This window comes from Mesorhizobium sp. P160187 (assembly GCF_057766425.1).
This window is the reverse complement of the sequence record NZ_JBYMDX010000002.1, coordinates 231419-251042: the sequence shown is the minus strand read 5'-3', so window position 1 is coordinate 251042 and position 19624 is coordinate 231419. Positions and strand designations below refer to the sequence as shown.

Below are 19624 nucleotides of genomic sequence, written 5' to 3'. Positions count from 1 at the left end.
CCAGGCGTCACCGAGCGGTACCCGAGCGAAACCCAGGGGAGCGGGAATACAGTTCAGCGCCGATAATGGCAGGGCGCGGCGCAGCTTGGGCATGATCGGTGTGTCATCTCCGATCGCAGCGCGCTCCAGTACCGTCCGGCGCTAACAATGGTGTCACCCACTTGACGGCCGTCATCGACCGGCGCACCGCTATGACTCGCCGCCGAAGCCAGCGCATCGCTCCAGGCAGGTCGACCTCCGGTCCGCGGAGCACATCCGCGGCTACTTCCATGCTTCTTGTCGATGCCGTCACCGCGACCGCGCGCTCGATCGTTGCAAGCAGCCCAGGGAGGCGGGCAGCGAGGAAATCCGGCAATAGGCTGAACGTCATCCGCCCTTGCGGGCAATACCAGCGAGCGACGCGCACGCCGGAGCTGGTCAGCCGCGTATAGCTGCCGTGGCGTCGAAGCGAACAGCCGCCGTGCGGGTGAAGCGGGCAGCACGCAGACACGCACGGCGCCACTCCTGGGCGGTGACATAATCCTCCATCGTCGACGATGTACGCAGCGGTATCTGCAAACCCGTCACCTCGCTCGCCAGCCCCTACGATCTTGCCGCAGCTTTTATCCGGATACTGCCACCCCTGAACCTCTCCCCAATGCAGCATGCGCCGCCAAAGACTCCAGATAAAACTTCGCCGTGGATAATGCGCCTTATCTGTTGCACAAGATAAGGCTCACCTGCGGCGCAATTCTACGACCTGCACATCAGCGGGGTCTCACAGGCCGCGACGGTAACGATCATCGCCATTGACCGAATTGTGGAAGGTCGAGGACGAGGTTCGCGGCAAGGATGCCGGAAGCCGCGCCGCGCTCCGTCAGGAAAAGTCCGTGGCCATTGTCGCGAGCCTCTTCGATCTATGGGAAGCGGAACTGGGCAAGGTCTCCGGAAAATCCAAGACCGCTGAGGCGATCCGCTACGCGCTCACTCGGCGGGAGGCGCTGGAACGCTTTCTGATGGACGGTCGCATCGAGATCGACTCCAATATCGTCGAGCGTGCAATCAGGCCCCAGACGATCACGCGAAAGAATAGTCTATTCGCCGGCAGCCAAGGCGGTGGACGAACCTGGGCGACGGTAGCCACCTTGCTGCAAACCTGCAAAATGAACAGCGTCGATCCGCGACTGGCTCTCGCAGACCTTGACCCGCATCGCTCAAGGCTGGCCGGCATCCGAAATCGAAATGCTCATGCCTTGGAACTTTAGGCCTGACGTTATCGGCTGACCGCTTACTGTAAAAGGGAAACAGGAAGTTACTCGGCGATCTGACTACCGATCACTAGGGAGCCAAATGGGACGATCTCTTGCCAGAGCAAGCCGCTCGCACAGCGTTTGCCACAGGGGATCGCCGATGAATGCGGGTAGACTGCCCCATGCCTCGCTCAAAGGCTTTTCCCTATAGCAGTCGATCAACTGCTCAAGACAGCTCCCATCCGATTTCGCAATCAGACTGAACGGATCGATAGGCCCAGGCGAGATCGTACGATGCCCCCACATACCTGCCTCTTCGTCGGACCCCAACGAGGCGGCTAAGCTTCGATTTGCAGGTGACGGAAAGTCGGAGAGGGTAGACAAGAAGGCATGGCGCATAATTGGATAATAGACGATCTGGCGACTGCCGCCGAGCGCCCGCAGTCCAGGAAGTATGGACATCACCAAGAATGACAGGAACAGACTGGGTATGATCTCACGCTCATTCAAAGATTGGAGAAGTGCGTCTGGTGCGCATCGTAGCGAGAAGGTCCTGCCAGCGTTCAAATACAGGCCATCGTGCAATCGCAATGGATAGATGCGCCCCCCTGAAAAATGCCAAAAAAAGTCGGTTGTCATCTTCGCCCAGCCGGCCCATTGGCCGCAACCAAACGACCTCAAATGAGTAAGCAGGCTTTTCGCAAAAGAGCCTCGCCCAAACAGCGTCGACGAAAGCCACGAGGACGGATCTCGAAGATGCTGGGCAACAAGGTCCGCCATGTCCAGATCGTCGATTTGCAGCAACTGTAGGTTCGATGCAAAGAAGCGGTGCCAGAGGCTCTGATTGGCTGCCTTGATAGCATCGGCGGCCGAACAAAACTCGCCATCCGGCAAGGCCCGCTGCAATTGCTCAATCAATTGGTTCGCGGCGGTCGTCTTTTCGGGACTCGTCAGAGCAAAGCGCTGTGGCGCATGATGTCCGCAAATACTGAATGGATCCATTTTGCTGCGTGATAATCCGAACACATTAAGGGTTTGGTCACCCACCCGTAGCCAACCAGGACCTTTCTTGGCGCTTTCGGTGAATTTTACGGTCGAGGCCGAATAGGACACATACCAGTTATCTTCATGAGAGCGCAGCCCCATGGCACTAAAGATATGCGTGTAGAACGCATCGGGTTGAATAATCAGATGACAATGTGGGCCGGTCTGAATGACCGGCCGACTGCGAAGCTGTTTACCGAGTTTTTCGATCTGTTTATGATCATAGCCGACACGTGAGGCGCGATCTGCAAGTAGCATTTCCATCTGCTTCAGAGCATGCATTCGGACAGGATCGGCAGCGGCTGGTTTTGCGTCATAAACGGCATGCGCATACGCACGCATTGGGAGTGTCGCGTACTGTGAAATGTACGGCATAAGCCACACCAACGCTTCGGCTACGGAGTTTGGAGTCAACGATTTCATTGCATCGTCCCGTGGTTCTTGAATCAGGTTTACGTGGTCAACGAATGATTATCGGCTGCCCATGCCTCCGACCATGATGACGCCAAAGCACCGGGGCCACAGACACCAGTTTCAACATGGGCCAATGCGATTGGTCCATACACAACAAATCCGATCCCATTGTCAGGGTTCGAACTGCCCTTCATCCGCCCAATGAAGAATAACGGCATTATGCGCTGGAGATTGGCATCAATGCAGATTCCGGTCGGCGAGCACCGACATCCGCTGGTATCATACGCTATAGCCAATCGTCGGCTGACTGCGCCAGAGCAACCGATGCTGACGCGAGGGTACCTGGCAAGAAGGCGCCCAGCGTAAACGATCCACGGCAGGAAGCGTCGCCCCTTGAACGGCTTCACTCATATAGTGGATGGTCCCAAGCTTCGGAATGGTGATAGATCAAACGCCAATCCCGTCAGAGGCGCGGGAGCTTCTATGTAGACATATTCATTTGGAATGCAGGGCGGGGCCATCGCCGAAATTAGGCACCGCAGATTGTCCGCGCTGTTGCTGGCAGCAAGCGTGTAAAAATTGCCGGAGTTCCATGTCACGCAGCCATATTTGAAATAGGCAGCCAATGCTGCTGACATATTATCAAGCGTCGTCTCGTTTAGGTTCATCTGTTTGAGTATGACCTCATTTTTCCTTTTGATATCATCTGGATTGAAGAAACGCGCTTTATATCCGTGATCTTTCTGCAGCTCGCGACGAAGGTATTCCTGGGTATCCGCTTGCTTGAATTTTTCTAAGAAGAGAAATACTCCATCGTCTTTCAAATGGCGTTTCACAAAGCCAATCTGCGCCGTTCGGTTGGGCGAATACATTTGAAAGGTAGTATCCTCCATGATGATGTCGAATCCGCCCAAAAAATGCCCAAGCCCCGGCGTCGCCGCCATTCGGCTCCGTGTCAAATGATGGAATGGGCCGAGGAAGAACGTCGCGTGCGCGGGTCGTCCGTGAAGAAAGAAGCTCTCCTCGTTTTCCCTAGTCGGACTACACGATAGGGTCTGAATCTTGCCGTTGCCTAGCTTGGCTACAGATCGAGCGAGTATGCCTTCGGCCAAGCCCAGTATATAGAATCGAGCCGGCTTGTCATCGCTCCCCGTTATGCATCCATATCGTAAAAATGCATCGCCAAGGCGAATGTCCTCTTCAAGACGATAAGGAATACTGCTATAATAATGAGGGCCGAAACGGCCCCAGATTTGGCGATGCACATTGTTGAAACGTGCCAGCGCCACATCCCCGTGGAAAAGGCGAGGATCAATGCGCGGCATTTTGGTCGGGACTCCTGATCGCCCAGCAGCAGTTGCCGAAAAAAATTCGGCCATTTCGTTCAAACGCGGTGCCTTATCGCACTCCATGAAAAAGTCTCGCATCTGCTGTTCCATTTCACTTGCTCCGGGAAATTGCTCGACTTACAACCTTCGGCAGTGCGTGCATGACACTGTTGTTCTAGAAGAATCGCTACTATTGCTGCGTTGGGGTTCAGGTCAGCGTTCTATGCTACTATCCATCACAACAATTCCGCCAATGCTGGTGCTACAACCAACTCTCACCCGATACGACGAACCGGCCACCAAGACCGATGACTGCCCGTTACAGGCTCTATGGTCGTGACCGCTTCCCGCCGAGAGCACGGTGCGGCTGTATCTCTAATTGCCGCTCAGTGTGCCGGAACGACAAATCAAGGGCCGTGGTTGGAGAACACCGGTTACTTGAAAACTGCCGCATCCGCGCTGCACCGAATTTGTGGATGGCGATGCATGTGTCGTGCCAAATGAAAAATCGTTCAGAACAATGCGATAACCCCAGTTATCGCCATGTCTCATATCCAACATCGTCGAAGATCCGACAACGAGTGAAGCGCCGTATGCTCCGTCGCTCCGTTATGGCGCCCGTGTTGTTGCCCATCTTCGAGATGCCGCCCAACAGCTTTTTTGCCGCCGCTCGAATGCGACCTCGGCGTCAGCCCAAGCCAAGCGGCAAGGTGACGACCTGACCTGAACCCGTCCGGATCGGGAACCAGCGCCTGGACGGTCGCCGCTGTGATCGCGTCGACGCCTGGGATCGTGGTCAGTGGGCGCATGTCTTCGTCATGCTTTGCCTCGGTGCTCGGTGACGATCTCGCGCTCAAGTCGTTCGACCTGTTCGCTCAGAGTGTCTAACTGGTCGACAGGGCCGTCAGGGCGAACCGCCCCCGCCGCAGGCAGGCGAGCATCCATCGGGTCACGCACGATCGCGGCTAATGCCGCCACCTTCGCCGGGCCGGCAGCCGCGATGATGCCCAATTCGGACATATGAGCGCGCAAGGCGTTAATCACTAATCACTTGTGTTCTTTGGCGCAGAAGCTGCGCGGCGTCCTCAGCACCATCGCCGCCGCCTGTTGCTCAGCCGACTTGATCGGCACAAAGCGTATGGTCTTGCGGGTTACCGCCTCGCTGATCGCCTCGGCGTCGGCCGCATCGGATTTGCCGCGCTTTACAAAGGGCTTACATAGGCCGGCGGAATCAACCGCACTTCGTGACCAAGGGCTGCGATCTCACGCGCCCAGTAATGTGCCCCGCCGCAGGCCTCGAGACCGACGAGACAGGTTGGCCGCTTCTCGACGAAGGGCAGCACTTCGGCCCGGCGCAACCGCCTGGTGAACAGCGGCGCGCCTTCGGCGTCTGCGCCGTGAACTCGAAAAACCTGCTTGGCGAAATCTAGCCCGATGGTGTTAATCTGGGTCACGCAAAGGTCCCTCCTTGGTGGCGTTGAAACAACGACCACGTTAGCACTTTGATGCTGTCGGAGCGGGCCGTTCCAGGTAGTGTACTGAGAGTTCTGCAAATTCGCTGAGAGGGGGCGGTCATGGCAGGCTGGTGATTGTTCACGTCACCTGATTCCCGCGAAGGAACGCCACCATGACCAAGACTGAAGTTAAGACCGCCAGCGCTGCCGTCAAAGACATTTTGCTTTCGAACCCGGATGGATTGCACGAAGTGCTCCGTGCGGTGATGCAGGAGGTGCTTGAGGCCGAGATGGACGAGGCGCTGGGTGCCTCGAAGAGCGAGCGCACGCCCGAACGGCTTGGCTATCGCTCGGGCTATTACGGCCGTACCCTTGTGACGCGGGTCGGCAAGCTCGAGCTGCGGGTTCCGCAGGACCGGGCCGGGCGCTTCTCCACCGAGCTGTTCGAGCGCTACCAGCGTTCCGAGCGGGCCTTGGTGGCGACACTGGCCGAGATGTATATCCAGGGCGTGTCGACCCGCAAGGTGAAGGCGATCACGGAAGAACTGTGCGGCCATGCCTTCTCGGCCTCGTCGATCTCGGCCATCAACAAGCGGCTGGACGAGAGCCTCGCTGCCTTTGCCAGGCGCCCCCTTCAAGAGCCGTTTCCTTACCTCATCCTCGAGGCGCGCTACGAGAAGGTGCGTGAAGCCGGTGTTGTCATGAGCCAGGCGGTGCTGATCGCGGTCGGTATCGACTGGGACGGAAGGCGCCAGATCCTGGCCGTGGAGATGGCCAATCGCGAGAGCCGCTCGGCCTGGAGGGACTTCCTCGTCAGCCTCAAGGCGCGCGGCCTCAAGGGCGTCGAGTTGGTTGTCCGACGATCACGCCGGCCTGGTGGCAGCGATCGGCGAGGTGATCCCCGAAGCCGCCTGGCAACGCTGCTACGTGCACTTCCTCAGGAACGCGCTCGATCATCTGCCGAGGAAGCACGGCGACGACTGCCTGCAGGAATTGCGCTGGCTCTACGAACCGGCGCGATCTCGCAGAGGCCAGGGCTGATCTTGCCGCATGGCTTGCCAAATGGTCGGCACGCTATCCGCGCCTGACAGGCTGGGCCGAGGATGCCATCGAACAAACCCTGACCTTCTTCAGGCTGCCGAGACAGCACCACAAGCATCTCAAATCCACCAACATGCTGGAGCGGCTCAACGAGGAAATCCGCCGGCGCACCTATGTCGTGCGCATCTTCCCCAACACCGAAAGCTGCCTGCGCCTGGTCAGGGCGTTGGCCGTCGAGACCAATGAAAACTGGATGGAGGCCAACCGATACATCAATATGGACGACCTGGGCGAGCACAAGAAGCTCGCTCTGCGCCAAGCCGCATGACCAGCATCATGGCCGCCCCATTTTGCAGAACTTGACGCACACAACCCCGTTCCACCTCATCAATCTGGGAGAGACGCGCTCTCACGTTCATTGCCGCGCCGCACGGCGGCCCGGATCAGGCGCTCGCCTATCTCGGCCGCTATACCCATCGTGTTGCCATCGCCAACAGCCGCATCGTCGAGGTTGATGACGGCCATGTTGCTTTCCGATGGAAGGATTACCGTGGCAATGGTCGCGACCGCGAGAAGATCATGCGGCTTGACCCGCACGAGTTCATCCGGCGTTTTTCTTATGCACGTGCTCCCTGACGGCTTCCACCGCATGTGCCACTTCGGCTTTCTCGCCAATAGCCACCGACGGGATCGGATCGGTCTCTGCAGGCAGATTCTCGACCAACCATCACCAGCAGGCGAGAAACCCGAGCCTGGCAAATCCAGCGCGGGCAATCCCACGAATGCCCGGACTGCCGGCGGCCCATGCGCAGGACTGAATCACCGTTGCGCCTGTTTCGCCGCCCCGGCCATCATCTTTCAGGTGCGATACTTCATGAACTCTGACAATCCGCACCCCCTCCGATATGCTCGCAAAACCAAGCGCCGCGCCGGGCGCGGGGCACCGCTTGGCCCTGGCCACACCGAAAGACCGACAGTGTGCATTGAGAGCGCAAAAATCGCCGCCGATCGTCCGGCAAGCTGCTCGCGAAGGTCGCCAGATCAAGCCAAAATTCGGTCGAGCCGCCCCCGCACGCGACGAATTCGCTATCGCTGTCAAACAGCGTGCCTACTATCTCCATAACAGCGGCTAACAACCCGCGCCTTACTTCAATCCGGCTTATGTGAGGTCGCTCGAGCTCACCACGACGACCGATGCGACCTCACATAACCCTCCAGATTCCAAAGTCCGACCGATGGCTTCAATTTGTCGTCGGGCTATTTACGCGGCCTTCCGGCAATAGAATTCTGGTTCCATACTTTTCCGAACGTTGAGCTAGGTCTTCGAGCATAGAGTGAGCCAGTCCCTTTGAAGCGAGCACGGGTACAAGGCGCTCGTGATAGTCGTTGCTGCTGGCAAGCCGCTGTTCTCCGCCGATTACGATTGGAACGAGATCGATCGACTGCAACTGGTTCTTGCCATCGAACCTGCACGTCGCGACGACGCTTTTCCAGACATCAGGTGTAATCCAATCGGTCATAACTTTCCTCGCATGAAACAGGAAATTCCCCAGCCCGAAAAAAATCGGTGCTCCACGATAAATTTCGATCGGCTGCAGCGCCGGTTCGCCGTGACTGACGAACGCGTTTGCACCCGCCTCGACGCAGGATCGCGCAAAAGACTGGACCCATCCGGGAACCTCGCGCCAACTCGTTTCCCCATGGTGGTGATGAAGATAGACGAGGACAAACGCACCGCCTGATGCGGCATTACGGATCGTGGTGAACTGAGCTTGCAGGCTGGCCCCGTCGATAACGATCCTGCGGCAGTTTCCCGTCGCTCTACGAAAAACGGTCCCGTAAAAGTCGATCTCGTCGGATGATGCGAGTTTGGGCGGGTCGTTCGGCTGAGCATAGCTGCCGAGCTCCCAAGGGTTGCTCTGAAAGGTTTCCTGAATGGCGCCCAAGCTTACGAAGGTTTTGTCGTCTACCTCAAAAACCCGCGAGACGTCGAGCTTGTTTACTCCCGGTCGAGCGGGACGGGTCTCTGTCGCATTTTCAGCGTACATTATGGCCGGTCCGGGACCGGCATCCATCGCAACGAGGGCAACTTTTCTTGCGCCGAATTCCTTGATCCCTGCCTGGTGTGCGGCCGTGGCATCGGCACCGATACCCGCATGAAGAAACCCGCGCCCCTCTACTTCCTCAAGCGTGGACAAGACTCCTGAAGGGCCGAGATCGAATGAATGGTTGTTGGAAAGCGCCAGTGCATTGAAGCCTATATCCTTTAATGAATCCAGCACGACAGCCGGTGCGCAAAGAAAGTGCGAGCCTTTCAGTGGCCCACCTCCGTGCCGGCCAAGAATAGTCGTCTCCAAGTTTGTGAACGAAACATCGGCTTGCTGAATCAATTTTTTGATTGCGGCCAAGCCCTCATCCGATACGTGCCGAATGTCGTGCCGAATGAGAGACTGCCCGGTCATGGTGAGGGTGAACGACGAAGACATGATAAGAGCTCCTCCAGTAGCGAAGTTGACGTTGACCGCCTTAAGGCCACCCAGAGACCACGGTCGAACTGATGATCATTTCTTGGTCTGGGCAGAGATTTTGCGAAGAGAGCCGCCCGTAGTGCCTGACGGCGCTTTGCGAGCGACAGCCGTTACCTGAGCGTAGGCGCGATCTTGAATCGCTCCCGTCAGCTTTGGGGCAACAGACACCGGTCGCTCCTGCAACGGCAGCGCGGCTTCGCTCTTCAACGGGAAATGGCATCTGAAGCTGTGCTGCACGTCATCCGGGTTTGTTGAAGGTTCGGGGAAGACGCGGCTGCAGATATCCTGCACGTAACGACAACGGGTGTGGAACTCGCAGCCGGATGGCCGCCGCAATAGGCTCGGCACCTCACCCTTGAGCTCTATCCGGTTCAGCACCGCGTCAGGGTCGGGCTCCGGATTGGCCGCAAGCAGCGCCTCCGTGTAGGGATGACGCGGGTGGTCAAAGATGCGCTCGGTCGACCCGACCTCAATAAAGCGGCCAAGATACATGATCGCCATGCGATCGGTCATGTGGCGCACAACGTTAAGATTGTGCGTTATGATGAGGATCGCCATGCCGAGTTCTTCCTGAAGCTGCGCGAGCAGATTGAGCACCTCGCCCTGGACTGAGACGTCGAGGCCTGCGGTCGGCTCGTCGGCAATAATCAAGTCCGGCTTCAGCGCAAGAGCACGCGCAATACCAACGCGCCTGGCCTGACCTCCGGAAAGCTGATGGGGATAGCGGCGAGCAAAATCCGCCGGCAAGCCGACCATCCGAAGCAGGCGCTCGGCTTCGCCTCCGGCATCGCGCTCCCTTAGTCCATGGATCAGAAACGGCTCTGTCAGGAGCGATCGCACCGTCAGCCTCGGCGACAGTGATCCGACGGGATCCTGGAACATCATCGCCATGCGCCGCAAATAGGGCTTGCGTTCGACCCCGGTGAGTTCCTCAATTTCGTGTCCGTCGAAGCGGATGCTGCCGCTCACAGCCCGCTGCAAGCCGATAATCGTGCGCGCGATGGTGGATTTGCCTGAGCCGCTTTCACCGACAAGGGCCAGAGTCTCGCCCTTGCGGATTTCAAACGAGACACCGCATACCGCGTCGATGAAAGGTGCTTTCGTCCCGGATGCGAGCGCCTTCAGCGGACCCATAGTGCGGAAGCGGACCCGCAGGTCCTCAACCCGAAGCAGCGCGCTCATGCCGAAACCAACCGCTCTTTGTCGACGAGATGGCATCGGGCAACGTGGTCCAGCCCGCTGCGGTACTCGACAGGGTTCTCTTGCACACAGCGATTGAATGCCTGGGGACACCGGGTGCGGAAGATACATCCTTTCTTGCTGCCGAGAAGACTGGGCACCTCACCGGGTATGGTTGGCAAAGTGCGTGTGCTTTTTTTGATACGCCCGGGATCGCAATCAAGCAGCGCGCGCGTGTAGGGGTGAGCAGGATTGTGGAAGATGTCCCGTACCGCCCCCTCCTCCACTACTTCGCCCGCATACATCACGGCGACCCTGTCGCACAACTCAGCCACCGCGCCCAGATGATGGGAAACGAACAGCACAGAGCAACCGATCTCCTTCTGCAGTTCCTTGAGAAGATGGATGATCTGCACTTCCAGTGTTGCATCAAGCGCGGTGGTTGGCTCGTCGGCGACCAGGAGCGCCGGTTTCACAATAAGCGCCATGGCGATGCAAACGCGCTGACGCATGCCGCCAGAGAAGTGATGAGGATAGGCGCTGATCCGGCTGTGGGGATCGGGAATTCCGACCCGGTGAAGCATCTCGAGGGCGCGAGCGCGCTTTTCGCTGCGGGTTCCTTGGTCGTGGTGCTGGATATCGATCATCTGGCTCTCGATAGTCCGCACCGGATTAAGTGCGGTCATCGGGTCCTGGAAAATCATCGAAAGACGATCGCCGAGCAGGCTACGACGCGCCTGCGCAGGCATTTTGAGCAGGTCTTTACCTTCAAACAGGATGCTGCCTGTTGTCACATGTGCATTTTCGGGAAGCAGGCCCATCACCGTATAGGCGAGCGTCGATTTTCCAGATCCGCTTTCGCCGACGATGCCAACCACCTGTGCGGCCGGGACATCGAACGACACATTGCGTAGGGCGTGGACGCGCCCACAAGGCGTACCGAAATCGAGATTTAGGTCACGAATCTCAAGAAGCGGCCGATTGGATGAGAGCGGCGGTCTCGGGTCGTCGTGTCTCATAGGTCTTTCCGCAGCTTAGGATCGAATATGTCGCGCAACGCCTCACCCAGGAATGTGAAGCCGAGCGTTGCGAGAACGATTGGGATGCCGCCGGCTATGACCGGCCACGGCGACTGATTGATGGAGCTATAGCCATCGCTGAGTATCACTCCCCAATCAGGAGTCGGCGGGCGAACGCCTAAGCCGAGAAAACTGAGACCTGCCTCTACGGCAATGACGGTCGGCACGTCCATGCTCACCAGGATCAGAAGCGGGCCGATGACGTTAGGCAGTACGTGCACGGCGAGGATACGCGTCGTACTCGCGCCCATGCTGCGCTCCGCTTCAATGTACTCACTGCTGCGCAGGGCCCGTGTCTGGGTGCGGACTACACGTCCGTAGATCGGCACCGACCCTATTGCGATGACGAAAATGAGAGTGGCCAGACTGGGTCCGAGAAGCGCGATCATTGCCAGCGCGAAAATGATGCTTGGAATGGAGCGCTTCGTATCGAAGACAAGCAGGAGCAAATTGTCGAGCCAGCGCGGCCCTATGCCTGCGATCAGGCCAAGCAAAAGACCGACCGCCAGCGAACTGCCAAGAGAGGCGAAAGCGACAAGGAGCGGGATCCGGCCGCCCATCATGACGCGCGAAAACGTGTCGCGACCGAGATGGTCCGTGCCCAGAAGAAATTCCAGCGAAGGGCCCGCTAGGCGCGGCCCGACCATGATCCGGATCGGGTCCTGCGTGATGATGAGCGGTGCAAATAGCGCACTTGCCACCACAAGCACGACGAGCGCTGCTCCGAGCACGCCCAGACGGTTGTTGCGCAATCGCCGTAGGAAGCTACGAAAGGCGCCGAGGCCCTCTCCCCCATTGGCTTCAGGATGGATAACTTCAATGCTCGTCATGCTAGAGGTTCTCGCGGGTTCGAGGATCGAGCGCTGCAGCGACCAGGTCGGAGAGCGTCGTAGCGACGACGACAAGGAAACTAGTGATGAGCACGGTGCCCATCACTATCGGATAGTTGCGCGTATTGACCGCCTCCACAATTAGCGCGCCGATACCAGGTCTCGCGAAGACCACCTCGGTAAAGACAGCGGACGAAAGTAGCGACGCTATTCCGACGCCGAGTATTGTCACGGTCGGCAGGATCGCGAGCGGCAGCGCGTAGCGTGCAACGATGCGCCATTCCGAGATCCCGAAGGAGCGGGCCATGCGTATGTGGTTTTCCCCCAGAATCTCTAGCATAGATGCACGCACCAATCGGGAAATGTAGCCGACCCAGCCACTTCCTATGGCAAAGGCTGGCAGGATGAGATGGATAAGCCCTTCCCAGAAACCATTGCCGGCTCCGATCGCCGGTAACCAACGCAGAGTCACGGCAAAAATCAACAGGGCGTAGACGGCCATAACAAAGGAAGGAATTGCGATCGTTGCGATCGTCAGGACGCCAGCTACCTGATCGATCACGGAGCTTCTCCGCACGGCCGAGTAACAGCCGAGCGGCACTGCGACCGCGACCGCCCATGAGATTGAGACTAGGATCAGTTCGATCGTATAGGGCGCTTGCTCGAAGACGATATCGGCAACAGCTCTCTGGCTGAACACGTCGTAACCGAGATTGCCGTGGAGCAGCCCGCCGAAGAAGATGGCAATCTGCACGACAAGCGGCTTGTCGAGCCCCATCTGGTGATGGAGCTGCGCTTTCATCTCGGGCGTCGCGCGCGGGCCGAGCAGAATCGCGGCAGGATCGCCCGGCACGGCATGGATCATCAGGAACAGAAGCGTCACCGCGATCACAATGATTGCGACCGCGAGCGCGATCCGTTTGAGAAAATAGAACCACATGTTGTTACTCCGCCGCGCTGCTAAATTAAGCCGGCGAAAACTCGAGATACAACGGGATTCCATCCGGGCGGGTTGCAGCCTGCGTTTGCGAGGTGCGGTACATGACTGGATTACCCCCATGGGTCAGGAAACGGTAGGCACCGGAATCCTCCATGAGATCCTGCATCTCGTAGTAGAGCTTCGCGCGCGCCTCCTGGTCCTCGGTCGTGAGCCCCTTGGCGTAGAGCTCATCGAAACGCTGGCTGCGGAAGCGCTCCCAGTTCCACACGCCAACCTGGTCTTGGACGAACGAAGAAGTTGCATAAGAGGGGTCAGGCAAGCTGGAATAATCATTTATGATGAGTTGCAGATCCTTCCAGCGTTCGCCCTCAGACTCCTTGCCAACTGTAGAGAACGAGCCGCGATCCTGAGCATTGATCTCGACTTTGATGCCGATCTGCGACAATTGCGCCTGCACGATCACGGCTATTGTCGAAAAAGTGCTCACATTCGTGCAATCGATGGTCAAGGTCAGATCGCTAACACCGGCCTTTTCCAAGAAGTCCTTGGCCTTTGCGAGATCGCCTTCCGGTGGAACGAGCGCCTTATCGCGGTGCCCGACAACTCCCGGAGCAATGATGCCCGTCGCGACATCGGCCTGGCCCGAATAGGCAGCCTCCAGGATCTGCGGCACATTGATCGCCCATTGGATCGCCTTGCGGACATTGATGTCCTTCAGCTTGGGGTGATCCATATTCATGCCGATCCAAGCGAAACGGAGCGACGGATGTTCCTTAACCTTGGTGTCGGCGAGCGAATTGCTCTTGAACGTCGCGAGCGAATCCAGACTGATGCTGGTGAAATCAATGTCGCCCGCCTGATAGGCGCGTTCCGCCGTCTTGAGATCGGCGATCGGCAGAATGCGGATTTCGTCAAAGCCGGGCTTCGGGCCTGACCAGTCCGGATTGCGCGTCAAGAGCAGATACTGGTTCGCCTTCCAGTCGGCGAGCACGTAGGGACCGGAGAAGGCGGGCGGCTTCATGCCGAAATCACCGCCGTCCTTGGTTGCCTTCATCACCGCATCCTCGGAAACGATGTGGCCAGCCCCATAAGGGAGCGCGATGTTCCAGAGCGGCACGAACGGTGTCTTGAGCACGATCACACCAGTATAGTCATCTTCCAATTCGACATGATCGAGCGGGCCCCAATCACCTTTGTCCGCCGAATTATGCTTGATCACGCGCTCGAACGAGAACTTGACGTCCCTGGCGGTCAGCTCGCCGTGACCGCCTGTGAACTTGATGCCTTTCTTCAGGCGGAAGCGGATATGCGTTGGATCGACCTGCTCGACTTTTTCTGCCGCCTCGAGCTCCCAGCCCCATTCTGAGCCGGGCTTGTAGTGCGTGAGCTTCGAATAGATGCAATTCATCACATCGACATCGGGGCCACCCTGGTAGAAGCCCGGATCCAGCTTGGCTATGTCACGCGCGCCGCGCGCCTTTAGCACCTTACCTTCGGCTGCCCAAATTGCTTGCGACAAGGGCATGCCGGCGGCAACGATACCCCCTCCGAGCGCGGCGCCGATTTTGAGAAAGCTCCGACGGCTCACACCAGTTACGAAGTTGTTCATGATCAATCCCCCCTTTTTATGACTTTTCCTGCTCGAAACCGTCCTGCTTTGATGTTGGCTGATCCGACACGATTTACGATGATCGCAAGCCTCATATTTCGGCAGGCCGACAGGGCGGATCGCTGATCCGCCCTGTCGGTTGTACTTTACCGAAGTCCACTGCTGTCGCTCGACGTTAATGATTGTCGCAACACAGTTCTCGATCTGCGCAAGATGTCAAGAAAATAACGACGCAAAACTCTATAAACATGATTGAAGATCCATAAGTGATTCTAATGGCAAAAGACAGCGTCAACAACGATAAGTATTTTAGACCATTGCAAAGACAGCTAAGGCCATTAATGCGACGAAAGTGTTTGGAAATACTATCTGATAGAGGCAGTGGCTGAAGCTGCTCGCCTTAAGACGCGGCCGTTGCGGTTCCTCCCGTGGCGTCGGTCAGTAGACATGCTTGGCGATACTTGTCGGCCCGCGAGGGCCTCTCCGCGTGCCCTACCGCCTCGGCGGCATCCCCCCCGATCCGTCCTTGGTCGAACTCTTGACATAAGCTGCCTTGACATGACGCGCTGCCTGATCTTCAACTGCAGACACTAATAGAGGCGTCAAAGTCAGCGGTAAACCACAAAAAACCTGATAGCTGTACAAGTGTGACTTATGCGAAATCTTCGTCGCCGCCTTCCAAACCCAAACGCTCTCTTGTCGTTCGAAGCAGCGGCAAGGTTGGGAAGCTTCACGGAGGCAGCGGAAGAGCTTGGCCTCACGCAGGCCGCTATCAGCTACAGCGTAAAGCTCTTGGAGAGCGATCTAGGCACAGCGCTTTTTCACCGCTGGCATAGACTGGTGGAACTCACGGAGAGTGGCCGACAGTTCCATGCAGACGTGGCTAGCGCACTTCAGCAGATTGCACGATCAGCGGACACGCTGCGTCTCACGGCGTCCGACCGTGTCACAGTCGATTCATCCACGGCTTTTGCGAGCCACTGGATGATCCCGCGAATCCCTGCGATCCGATCTCAATACCCGCAGATCGACATCCGGCTTCTCACGTCGGATCGCGACGTGGAGATCGGACGAGACCCAACGCTCGTAGGCATCAGGCGAGGCAACGGGGATTGGTCCGACTACCGGGCCGTAAGGGCAACGGAGGAGGTCATCGTAGCTGTTTGCAGTCCGGCTTATCTCAACCAACACCCTGGCTGGCTCGAAGAACGATCGGAACGCACGCTCATCCACCTAGAGGAACCTCATCGACCGCGCCCCACATGGCAGGACTGGTTCAACCACTTCCACGTAGCCTATACGGATCATGGCGAGGGGTTGCGGCTCAACGAATATAGCCTTGTAGTGCAAGCAGCGATCGGCGGCCAGGGCGTGGCTCTCGGGTGGAGGCATATCGTTGAGCACGCCGTCAAACAGCGTTTGCTAGTCGAAGCATCTGATATGAAATGGCGGACAGGCATGAGCTTTTATGCTGTCATGCATAAAGCGGTGGAGCCCTCACCTGATGCAAAGCGAATTATGGACTGGATAGTCAACGAATTGCAGCAATAAAGGATTCTTATTCACTTTGTGTGTTGTGTGGTGGTGAGATTAGTCGAGCGGCAGCATGCGTGCTCTGAACAGCTAGTTAGTTTCCGTCCATAAGCGAGCGCATTTTGCAGCGTGTACAATGGCTTGCGCTGAAGTGGGTAAGCCTCCACTGTAAAGATGGACACGATTGGGTCGACCACACGTGAACTGGATCTTGCGGACGCGCTTCTTGGCTGCGCGGCATTATCGCGCCATTCCAGGCCGCCGACCAAGGAGGCTGTCGAGCGAGCGGCAAGCTAGGCTGGAAAGTTGGCGCGGTGGTGCGGCCGTGCGGGTCATGGTGCGGCTGGAGACCACCGTGACCTCGGCACTCATGCACGAACCGAGCGACAGCAGCCTGCTTTGGTCGATCGCCGCGAGTTCGCCGCGGAAGACCGGACCGCGCTGGTGGAATTCGCCGCGACGACCGACACTCCCCTGTACACGAGCCCGGGAAAGTCAGGAACATACCTCCTCCGCCTCGTGCCGGGTTGGCTGACTAAGCTCAGGCGGCCGAGGGGCCGGGATCATCCACCCCGTCCGGTGGAACCACCAGCGGCTCCGGCTTGCGAAGCGCCCTTCCGGTCACCAGGCGCAGAAATGGCCTGTCCCGTCCGGTGGCAGCCAGGTTGGTTGCTGCTTCTTTCGCGCGCTTCGCTGCTTCGGGCTGGTAGTGCACATTCTCAAGCACGATCCGCTCCTCTACGCCGTCATGGTTAGGCAATCGGACCTCCTGGCCTTCGGCGAGCCCCAGAAGTGCCAAGCCTCGCGGAGAGGTAATCGGGAGGAACATACCGATCGGCGAGGTCATCCGGTCATGCGAGATGATCCGGGTGTCTGAATCTCGCCCGTCAACGCTGAAAGTGACGCGGCTGCTTAGCGTTGCGACGTTTTCCGGAACGTCCTCAAGAAACACGACCTGCGCGGAACTGATCTTTCTCCGCAGCAGGGGAGCCAACCGCTCGTCAATGCCCAGGCAGCGCTTGAGCATGATTTCGAGGATTGTCAAATCCTTGGTCGTCAGAATGCAGGTTTCTTCGGACATCACAGTTCTCCATCGTTCCGGGAGGAGCTGTTCTTCGAACGAGTCTTGAGAAACCCCTGGCCGCAACTGCGCGGCACAGGGGCCACGAACCTGCGATGAGGCCTCCTCCGAAAAGCGAGAGGCGACAGGCCTGGCGCATGATCATCATGACGCTAGGCCCAGTTCGGTCAGCCGAGACGCGGACGCAAGCGAGCCTTCGACGTCTCGACCGTCAGGCGACGTTCGCGCCCATCCCGGTCGATCCAGCCCGTGAATTGCCCCCGACTCGGCGGTAAACTGAGATGTGACGTCTGGACCCTTGGGTGAACGCACCTCCCGCCCAATCCCCCCAACGCTCAGCAAGCTCCAGCCCTACGCATTCGGCCATGGTATCAAGTTCCTGATGATAAACGTAACGAACGCGATGCGGTAAACGTCTGACCGATGTAGCAGAAAACCAGAGGAGGGTTGAAACGAAGGTCTGAGTTAGTGGATCGTGGACGGCCGCATTGATGACCGTATTCTCATGATCCACGAGCAGAGTACTAGTTTTCTGGCCGCTGACGAGACCATCCAAGGGTGGCACGCCCACATCTATCACCAGAATCCCTCCATCGTCTAACGTCGCCACGGCAGATCGGAGGCAAGCTATTTGCGCTTCGCGCGTGACGACCAGCGTGAACGTGTTCCAAACGCAATACACGAGGCTGTAGCGTTGCTCCGACCTGAAATTAGCAATGTCCGCCTTCCAAAACTTGATCAGATCGGTGCGCTTGGCGAGAAGTTTCAGCATGCTGTCCGAATTGTCGATACCTTCGACCCTGATGCTGCGCTCGCTCAACGGCACCGCGACGCGTCCGTCGCCAACGCCAAGTTCAAGAGCACTGCCTCCGGTGGAAAATCGTTCAAGAAAGGCGACGGTCTCGTCGACCTCATCACTCTTACCTCGCATGACGGTAAATTTTTCATACATGGAAGCCCAATCCTCGCCGTAGATGAAGTCGTCAGTCATTTGGGGCTCCTGTCTGGGGTTCGTGAGTTCTTCTCTTGTTCCATACGTTACTCGTCCGAGTGAACGTCACGATTCGAAGCGCAACATCTGTGCCAACGCGGAATGTGGTTCTGATTCAATAAAGTGGCTTTGCGTACCCGATTCTGCCTGTTCGCTACTGCAAGGTCTTGTCAGGTCCCGACACAACCGAAGTAGCCGCCTGCCGACTATCGTCGTGATGGCCTAAGACACGTGTTAAAGACGTCTTGCGACATGGCTTAGGAGAGGTTTGCGATGCGTGGGACAATCCTTGGGTAGGAACGGTGGCCATGGGTGATGACGGAACCGCGACATTGTCATGTCGATTGGGATTCGTGGGGCTAACGGTAACGGTCGTGGCTCATCGGCACGATGGAGGTGGCAGCAGATTTATACCTAGCACGGCGAACGGCTGCGCGCGGCAACAATCCAGATTGGGATCTTCTGCATATTTGGCGCAGGTGCGGCGTTCCCTTGGTTGCTGCAGCGCGACAATCAAGTTGAGAGCGGCTTCTCATCCAGATCGTCGCGCCACAGACGCGCTTTTGAAAAGCCATCAACAGGCGTCCGCGCCGATGGCGCCAAGGAGGTACTCGGCCTGTGGCTCGAGCAGAATGAAGGCGCCAAGTTCTGGCTGCGTGTGATGAACGAACTCAAGAACCGCGGCGTCGATGATATTCTGCTGGCCGTCGTCGATGGCCTGAAAGGCTTCCCCGACGCGATCACCGCCGTGTTCCCGGAGGCGATCGTTCAGACCTGCATCGTCCACCTGCTGCGCAACTCCATGGACTTCGTCTCCTGGAAAGACCGCAAAGGGCTGGCGACAGCGCTTAAGGACATCTACCGCGCCGTCGATGCCAAGGCCGCCGAAGTGGCGCTGACGACGTTCGAGGCCGGCCCCCGGGGCCAGCGTTATCCCGCCATCGGTCAGAGCTGGCGGCGCGCCTGGGGCGAGGTCATCCCATTCTTTGCGTTCCCTGACGAAGTCCGCCGGATCGTCTACACCACAAACGCGATCGAGGCGCTGAACTCGAAGCTCAGGCGAGCGGTCAGGGCCAGGGGCCACTTGCCAAGCGACGACGCCGCCACCAAGCTGCTCTATCTGATCTTGAACCGATCCGAAAAAGAGTGGAAAATGCCGCCACGTGAGTGGTCCATGGCCAAGGCCCAGTTTGCCGTCATCTTCGGCGAGCGCTTCATCAAAGCCATGGCGGCATAATGTTCAACCGCCCACCCGCACACGGAATTCCTGACAGTCCCTTGCGTGCGGCCCGAACAGCCGCAATGTCACGGCCGACATGCTGCAAGGGAAACCAGTTCGCTGTC

At 58.0% G+C, this 19624-nt stretch carries 15 protein-coding genes and 4 pseudogenes; 5 read left to right on the top strand and 14 right to left on the bottom strand.

Annotation, left to right across the window (positions count from 1 at the left end; translation table 11 throughout):
* Nucleotides 1-417 precede the first annotated feature (417 nt).
* Complete coding sequence (locus tag AC3CCE_RS02475) at nucleotides 418-567, bottom strand: hypothetical protein (protein ID WP_352447915.1); 150 nt, start codon at nucleotides 565-567, stop codon at nucleotides 418-420.
* Nucleotides 568-727: 160 nt separating this feature from the next.
* Between AC3CCE_RS02475 and AC3CCE_RS02470 the strand changes: the two are divergent.
* Nucleotides 728-1263 (top strand): annotated as a pseudogene (locus tag AC3CCE_RS02470) (IS66 family transposase); the annotation flags it as partial.
* Nucleotides 1264-1307: 44 nt separating this feature from the next.
* On the opposite strand, the gene AC3CCE_RS02465 reads toward AC3CCE_RS02470, so the two are convergent.
* The 5 genes from AC3CCE_RS02465 to AC3CCE_RS02445 all read right to left on the bottom strand — a co-directional run bounded on the left by AC3CCE_RS02465 (nucleotide 1308) and on the right by AC3CCE_RS02445 (nucleotide 5469).
* A complete protein-coding gene (locus tag AC3CCE_RS02465) occupies nucleotides 1308-2696 on the bottom strand; it encodes a hypothetical protein (RefSeq protein ID WP_352447916.1) in 1389 nt (462 codons plus the stop codon).
* Between the two features lie 398 nt (nucleotides 2697-3094).
* On the bottom strand, nucleotides 3095-4126 hold the full coding sequence (locus AC3CCE_RS02460; RefSeq protein WP_352447917.1) for a class I SAM-dependent methyltransferase: 1032 nt from the start codon (nucleotides 4124-4126) through the stop codon (nucleotides 3095-3097).
* A 437-nt stretch (nucleotides 4127-4563) separates the two neighbouring features.
* Nucleotides 4564-4824, bottom strand: coding sequence for a transposase (locus AC3CCE_RS02455; protein ID WP_352627466.1), 261 nt, complete (start codon nucleotides 4822-4824; stop codon nucleotides 4564-4566).
* A 7-nt stretch (nucleotides 4825-4831) separates the two neighbouring features.
* Nucleotides 4832-5035 carry a hypothetical protein gene (locus tag AC3CCE_RS02450; RefSeq protein ID WP_352447919.1) on the bottom strand — a complete coding sequence of 68 codons (204 nt, stop codon included), beginning with the start codon at nucleotides 5033-5035 and terminating at the stop codon, nucleotides 4832-4834.
* Nucleotides 5036-5217: 182 nt separating this feature from the next.
* Nucleotides 5218-5469: a hypothetical protein gene (locus tag AC3CCE_RS02445; RefSeq protein ID WP_352627468.1), complete on the bottom strand. Its 252-nt coding sequence runs from the start codon at nucleotides 5467-5469 to the stop codon at nucleotides 5218-5220.
* Between the two features lie 173 nt (nucleotides 5470-5642).
* Between AC3CCE_RS02445 and AC3CCE_RS02440 the strand changes: the two are divergent.
* Together AC3CCE_RS02440 and AC3CCE_RS02435 are read left to right on the top strand one after the other, a co-directional pair.
* Nucleotides 5643-6838, top strand: a pseudogene (locus AC3CCE_RS02440) (IS256 family transposase).
* Between the two features lie 98 nt (nucleotides 6839-6936).
* Nucleotides 6937-7388, top strand: a pseudogene (locus AC3CCE_RS02435) (transposase); the annotation flags it as partial.
* A 363-nt stretch (nucleotides 7389-7751) separates the two neighbouring features.
* On the opposite strand, the gene AC3CCE_RS02430 reads toward AC3CCE_RS02435, so the two are convergent.
* From AC3CCE_RS02430 to AC3CCE_RS02405, 6 genes are all read right to left on the bottom strand, one after another.
* Complete coding sequence (locus AC3CCE_RS02430) at nucleotides 7752-8996, bottom strand: CapA family protein (protein ID WP_352448014.1); 1245 nt, start codon at nucleotides 8994-8996, stop codon at nucleotides 7752-7754.
* A gap of 75 nt (nucleotides 8997-9071) precedes the next feature.
* Nucleotides 9072-10220, bottom strand: a complete 1149-nt coding sequence (locus AC3CCE_RS02425) for an ABC transporter ATP-binding protein (RefSeq protein ID WP_352448015.1) — start codon at nucleotides 10218-10220, stop codon at nucleotides 9072-9074.
* Nucleotides 10217-11236 carry an ABC transporter ATP-binding protein gene (locus AC3CCE_RS02420; protein ID WP_352448016.1) on the bottom strand — a complete coding sequence of 340 codons (1020 nt, stop codon included), beginning with the start codon at nucleotides 11234-11236 and terminating at the stop codon, nucleotides 10217-10219. The genes AC3CCE_RS02425 and AC3CCE_RS02420 overlap by 4 nt, the downstream gene beginning before the upstream one ends.
* The gene (locus AC3CCE_RS02415) at nucleotides 11233-12126 is read right to left on the bottom strand and encodes an ABC transporter permease (protein ID WP_352448017.1); all 894 of its coding nucleotides are present in this window, start codon (nucleotides 12124-12126) and stop codon (nucleotides 11233-11235) included. The genes AC3CCE_RS02420 and AC3CCE_RS02415 overlap by 4 nt, the downstream gene beginning before the upstream one ends.
* A 1-nt stretch (nucleotide 12127) precedes the next feature.
* Nucleotides 12128-13066: an ABC transporter permease gene (locus AC3CCE_RS02410; protein ID WP_352448018.1), complete on the bottom strand. Its 939-nt coding sequence runs from the start codon at nucleotides 13064-13066 to the stop codon at nucleotides 12128-12130.
* A gap of 25 nt (nucleotides 13067-13091) precedes the next feature.
* Nucleotides 13092-14675, bottom strand: coding sequence for an ABC transporter substrate-binding protein (locus tag AC3CCE_RS02405; RefSeq protein WP_352448019.1), 1584 nt, complete (start codon nucleotides 14673-14675; stop codon nucleotides 13092-13094).
* 696 nt (nucleotides 14676-15371) lie between these two features.
* Between AC3CCE_RS02405 and AC3CCE_RS02400 the strand changes: the two genes are divergently transcribed.
* Nucleotides 15372-16226 carry a LysR substrate-binding domain-containing protein gene (locus tag AC3CCE_RS02400; protein WP_352627356.1) on the top strand — a complete coding sequence of 285 codons (855 nt, stop codon included), beginning with the start codon at nucleotides 15372-15374 and terminating at the stop codon, nucleotides 16224-16226.
* A gap of 523 nt (nucleotides 16227-16749) precedes the next feature.
* Here the strand turns inward: AC3CCE_RS02400 and AC3CCE_RS02395 are convergent.
* Both AC3CCE_RS02395 and AC3CCE_RS02390 read right to left on the bottom strand, forming a co-directional pair.
* Nucleotides 16750-17289 (bottom strand): GreA/GreB family elongation factor, encoded by a 540-nt coding sequence (locus AC3CCE_RS02395; RefSeq protein WP_352448021.1) that lies wholly within the window; start codon nucleotides 17287-17289, stop codon nucleotides 16750-16752.
* A 211-nt stretch (nucleotides 17290-17500) separates the two neighbouring features.
* Entirely contained in the window at nucleotides 17501-18280 is a 780-nt protein-coding gene (locus AC3CCE_RS02390; RefSeq protein WP_352627358.1) for a class I SAM-dependent DNA methyltransferase, read from the bottom strand.
* Nucleotides 18281-18860: 580 nt separating this feature from the next.
* Here AC3CCE_RS02390 and AC3CCE_RS02385 point away from each other — a divergent pair.
* Nucleotides 18861-19517 (top strand): annotated as a pseudogene (locus AC3CCE_RS02385) (IS256 family transposase); the annotation flags it as partial.
* Nucleotides 19518-19624: the final 107 nt, after the last annotated feature.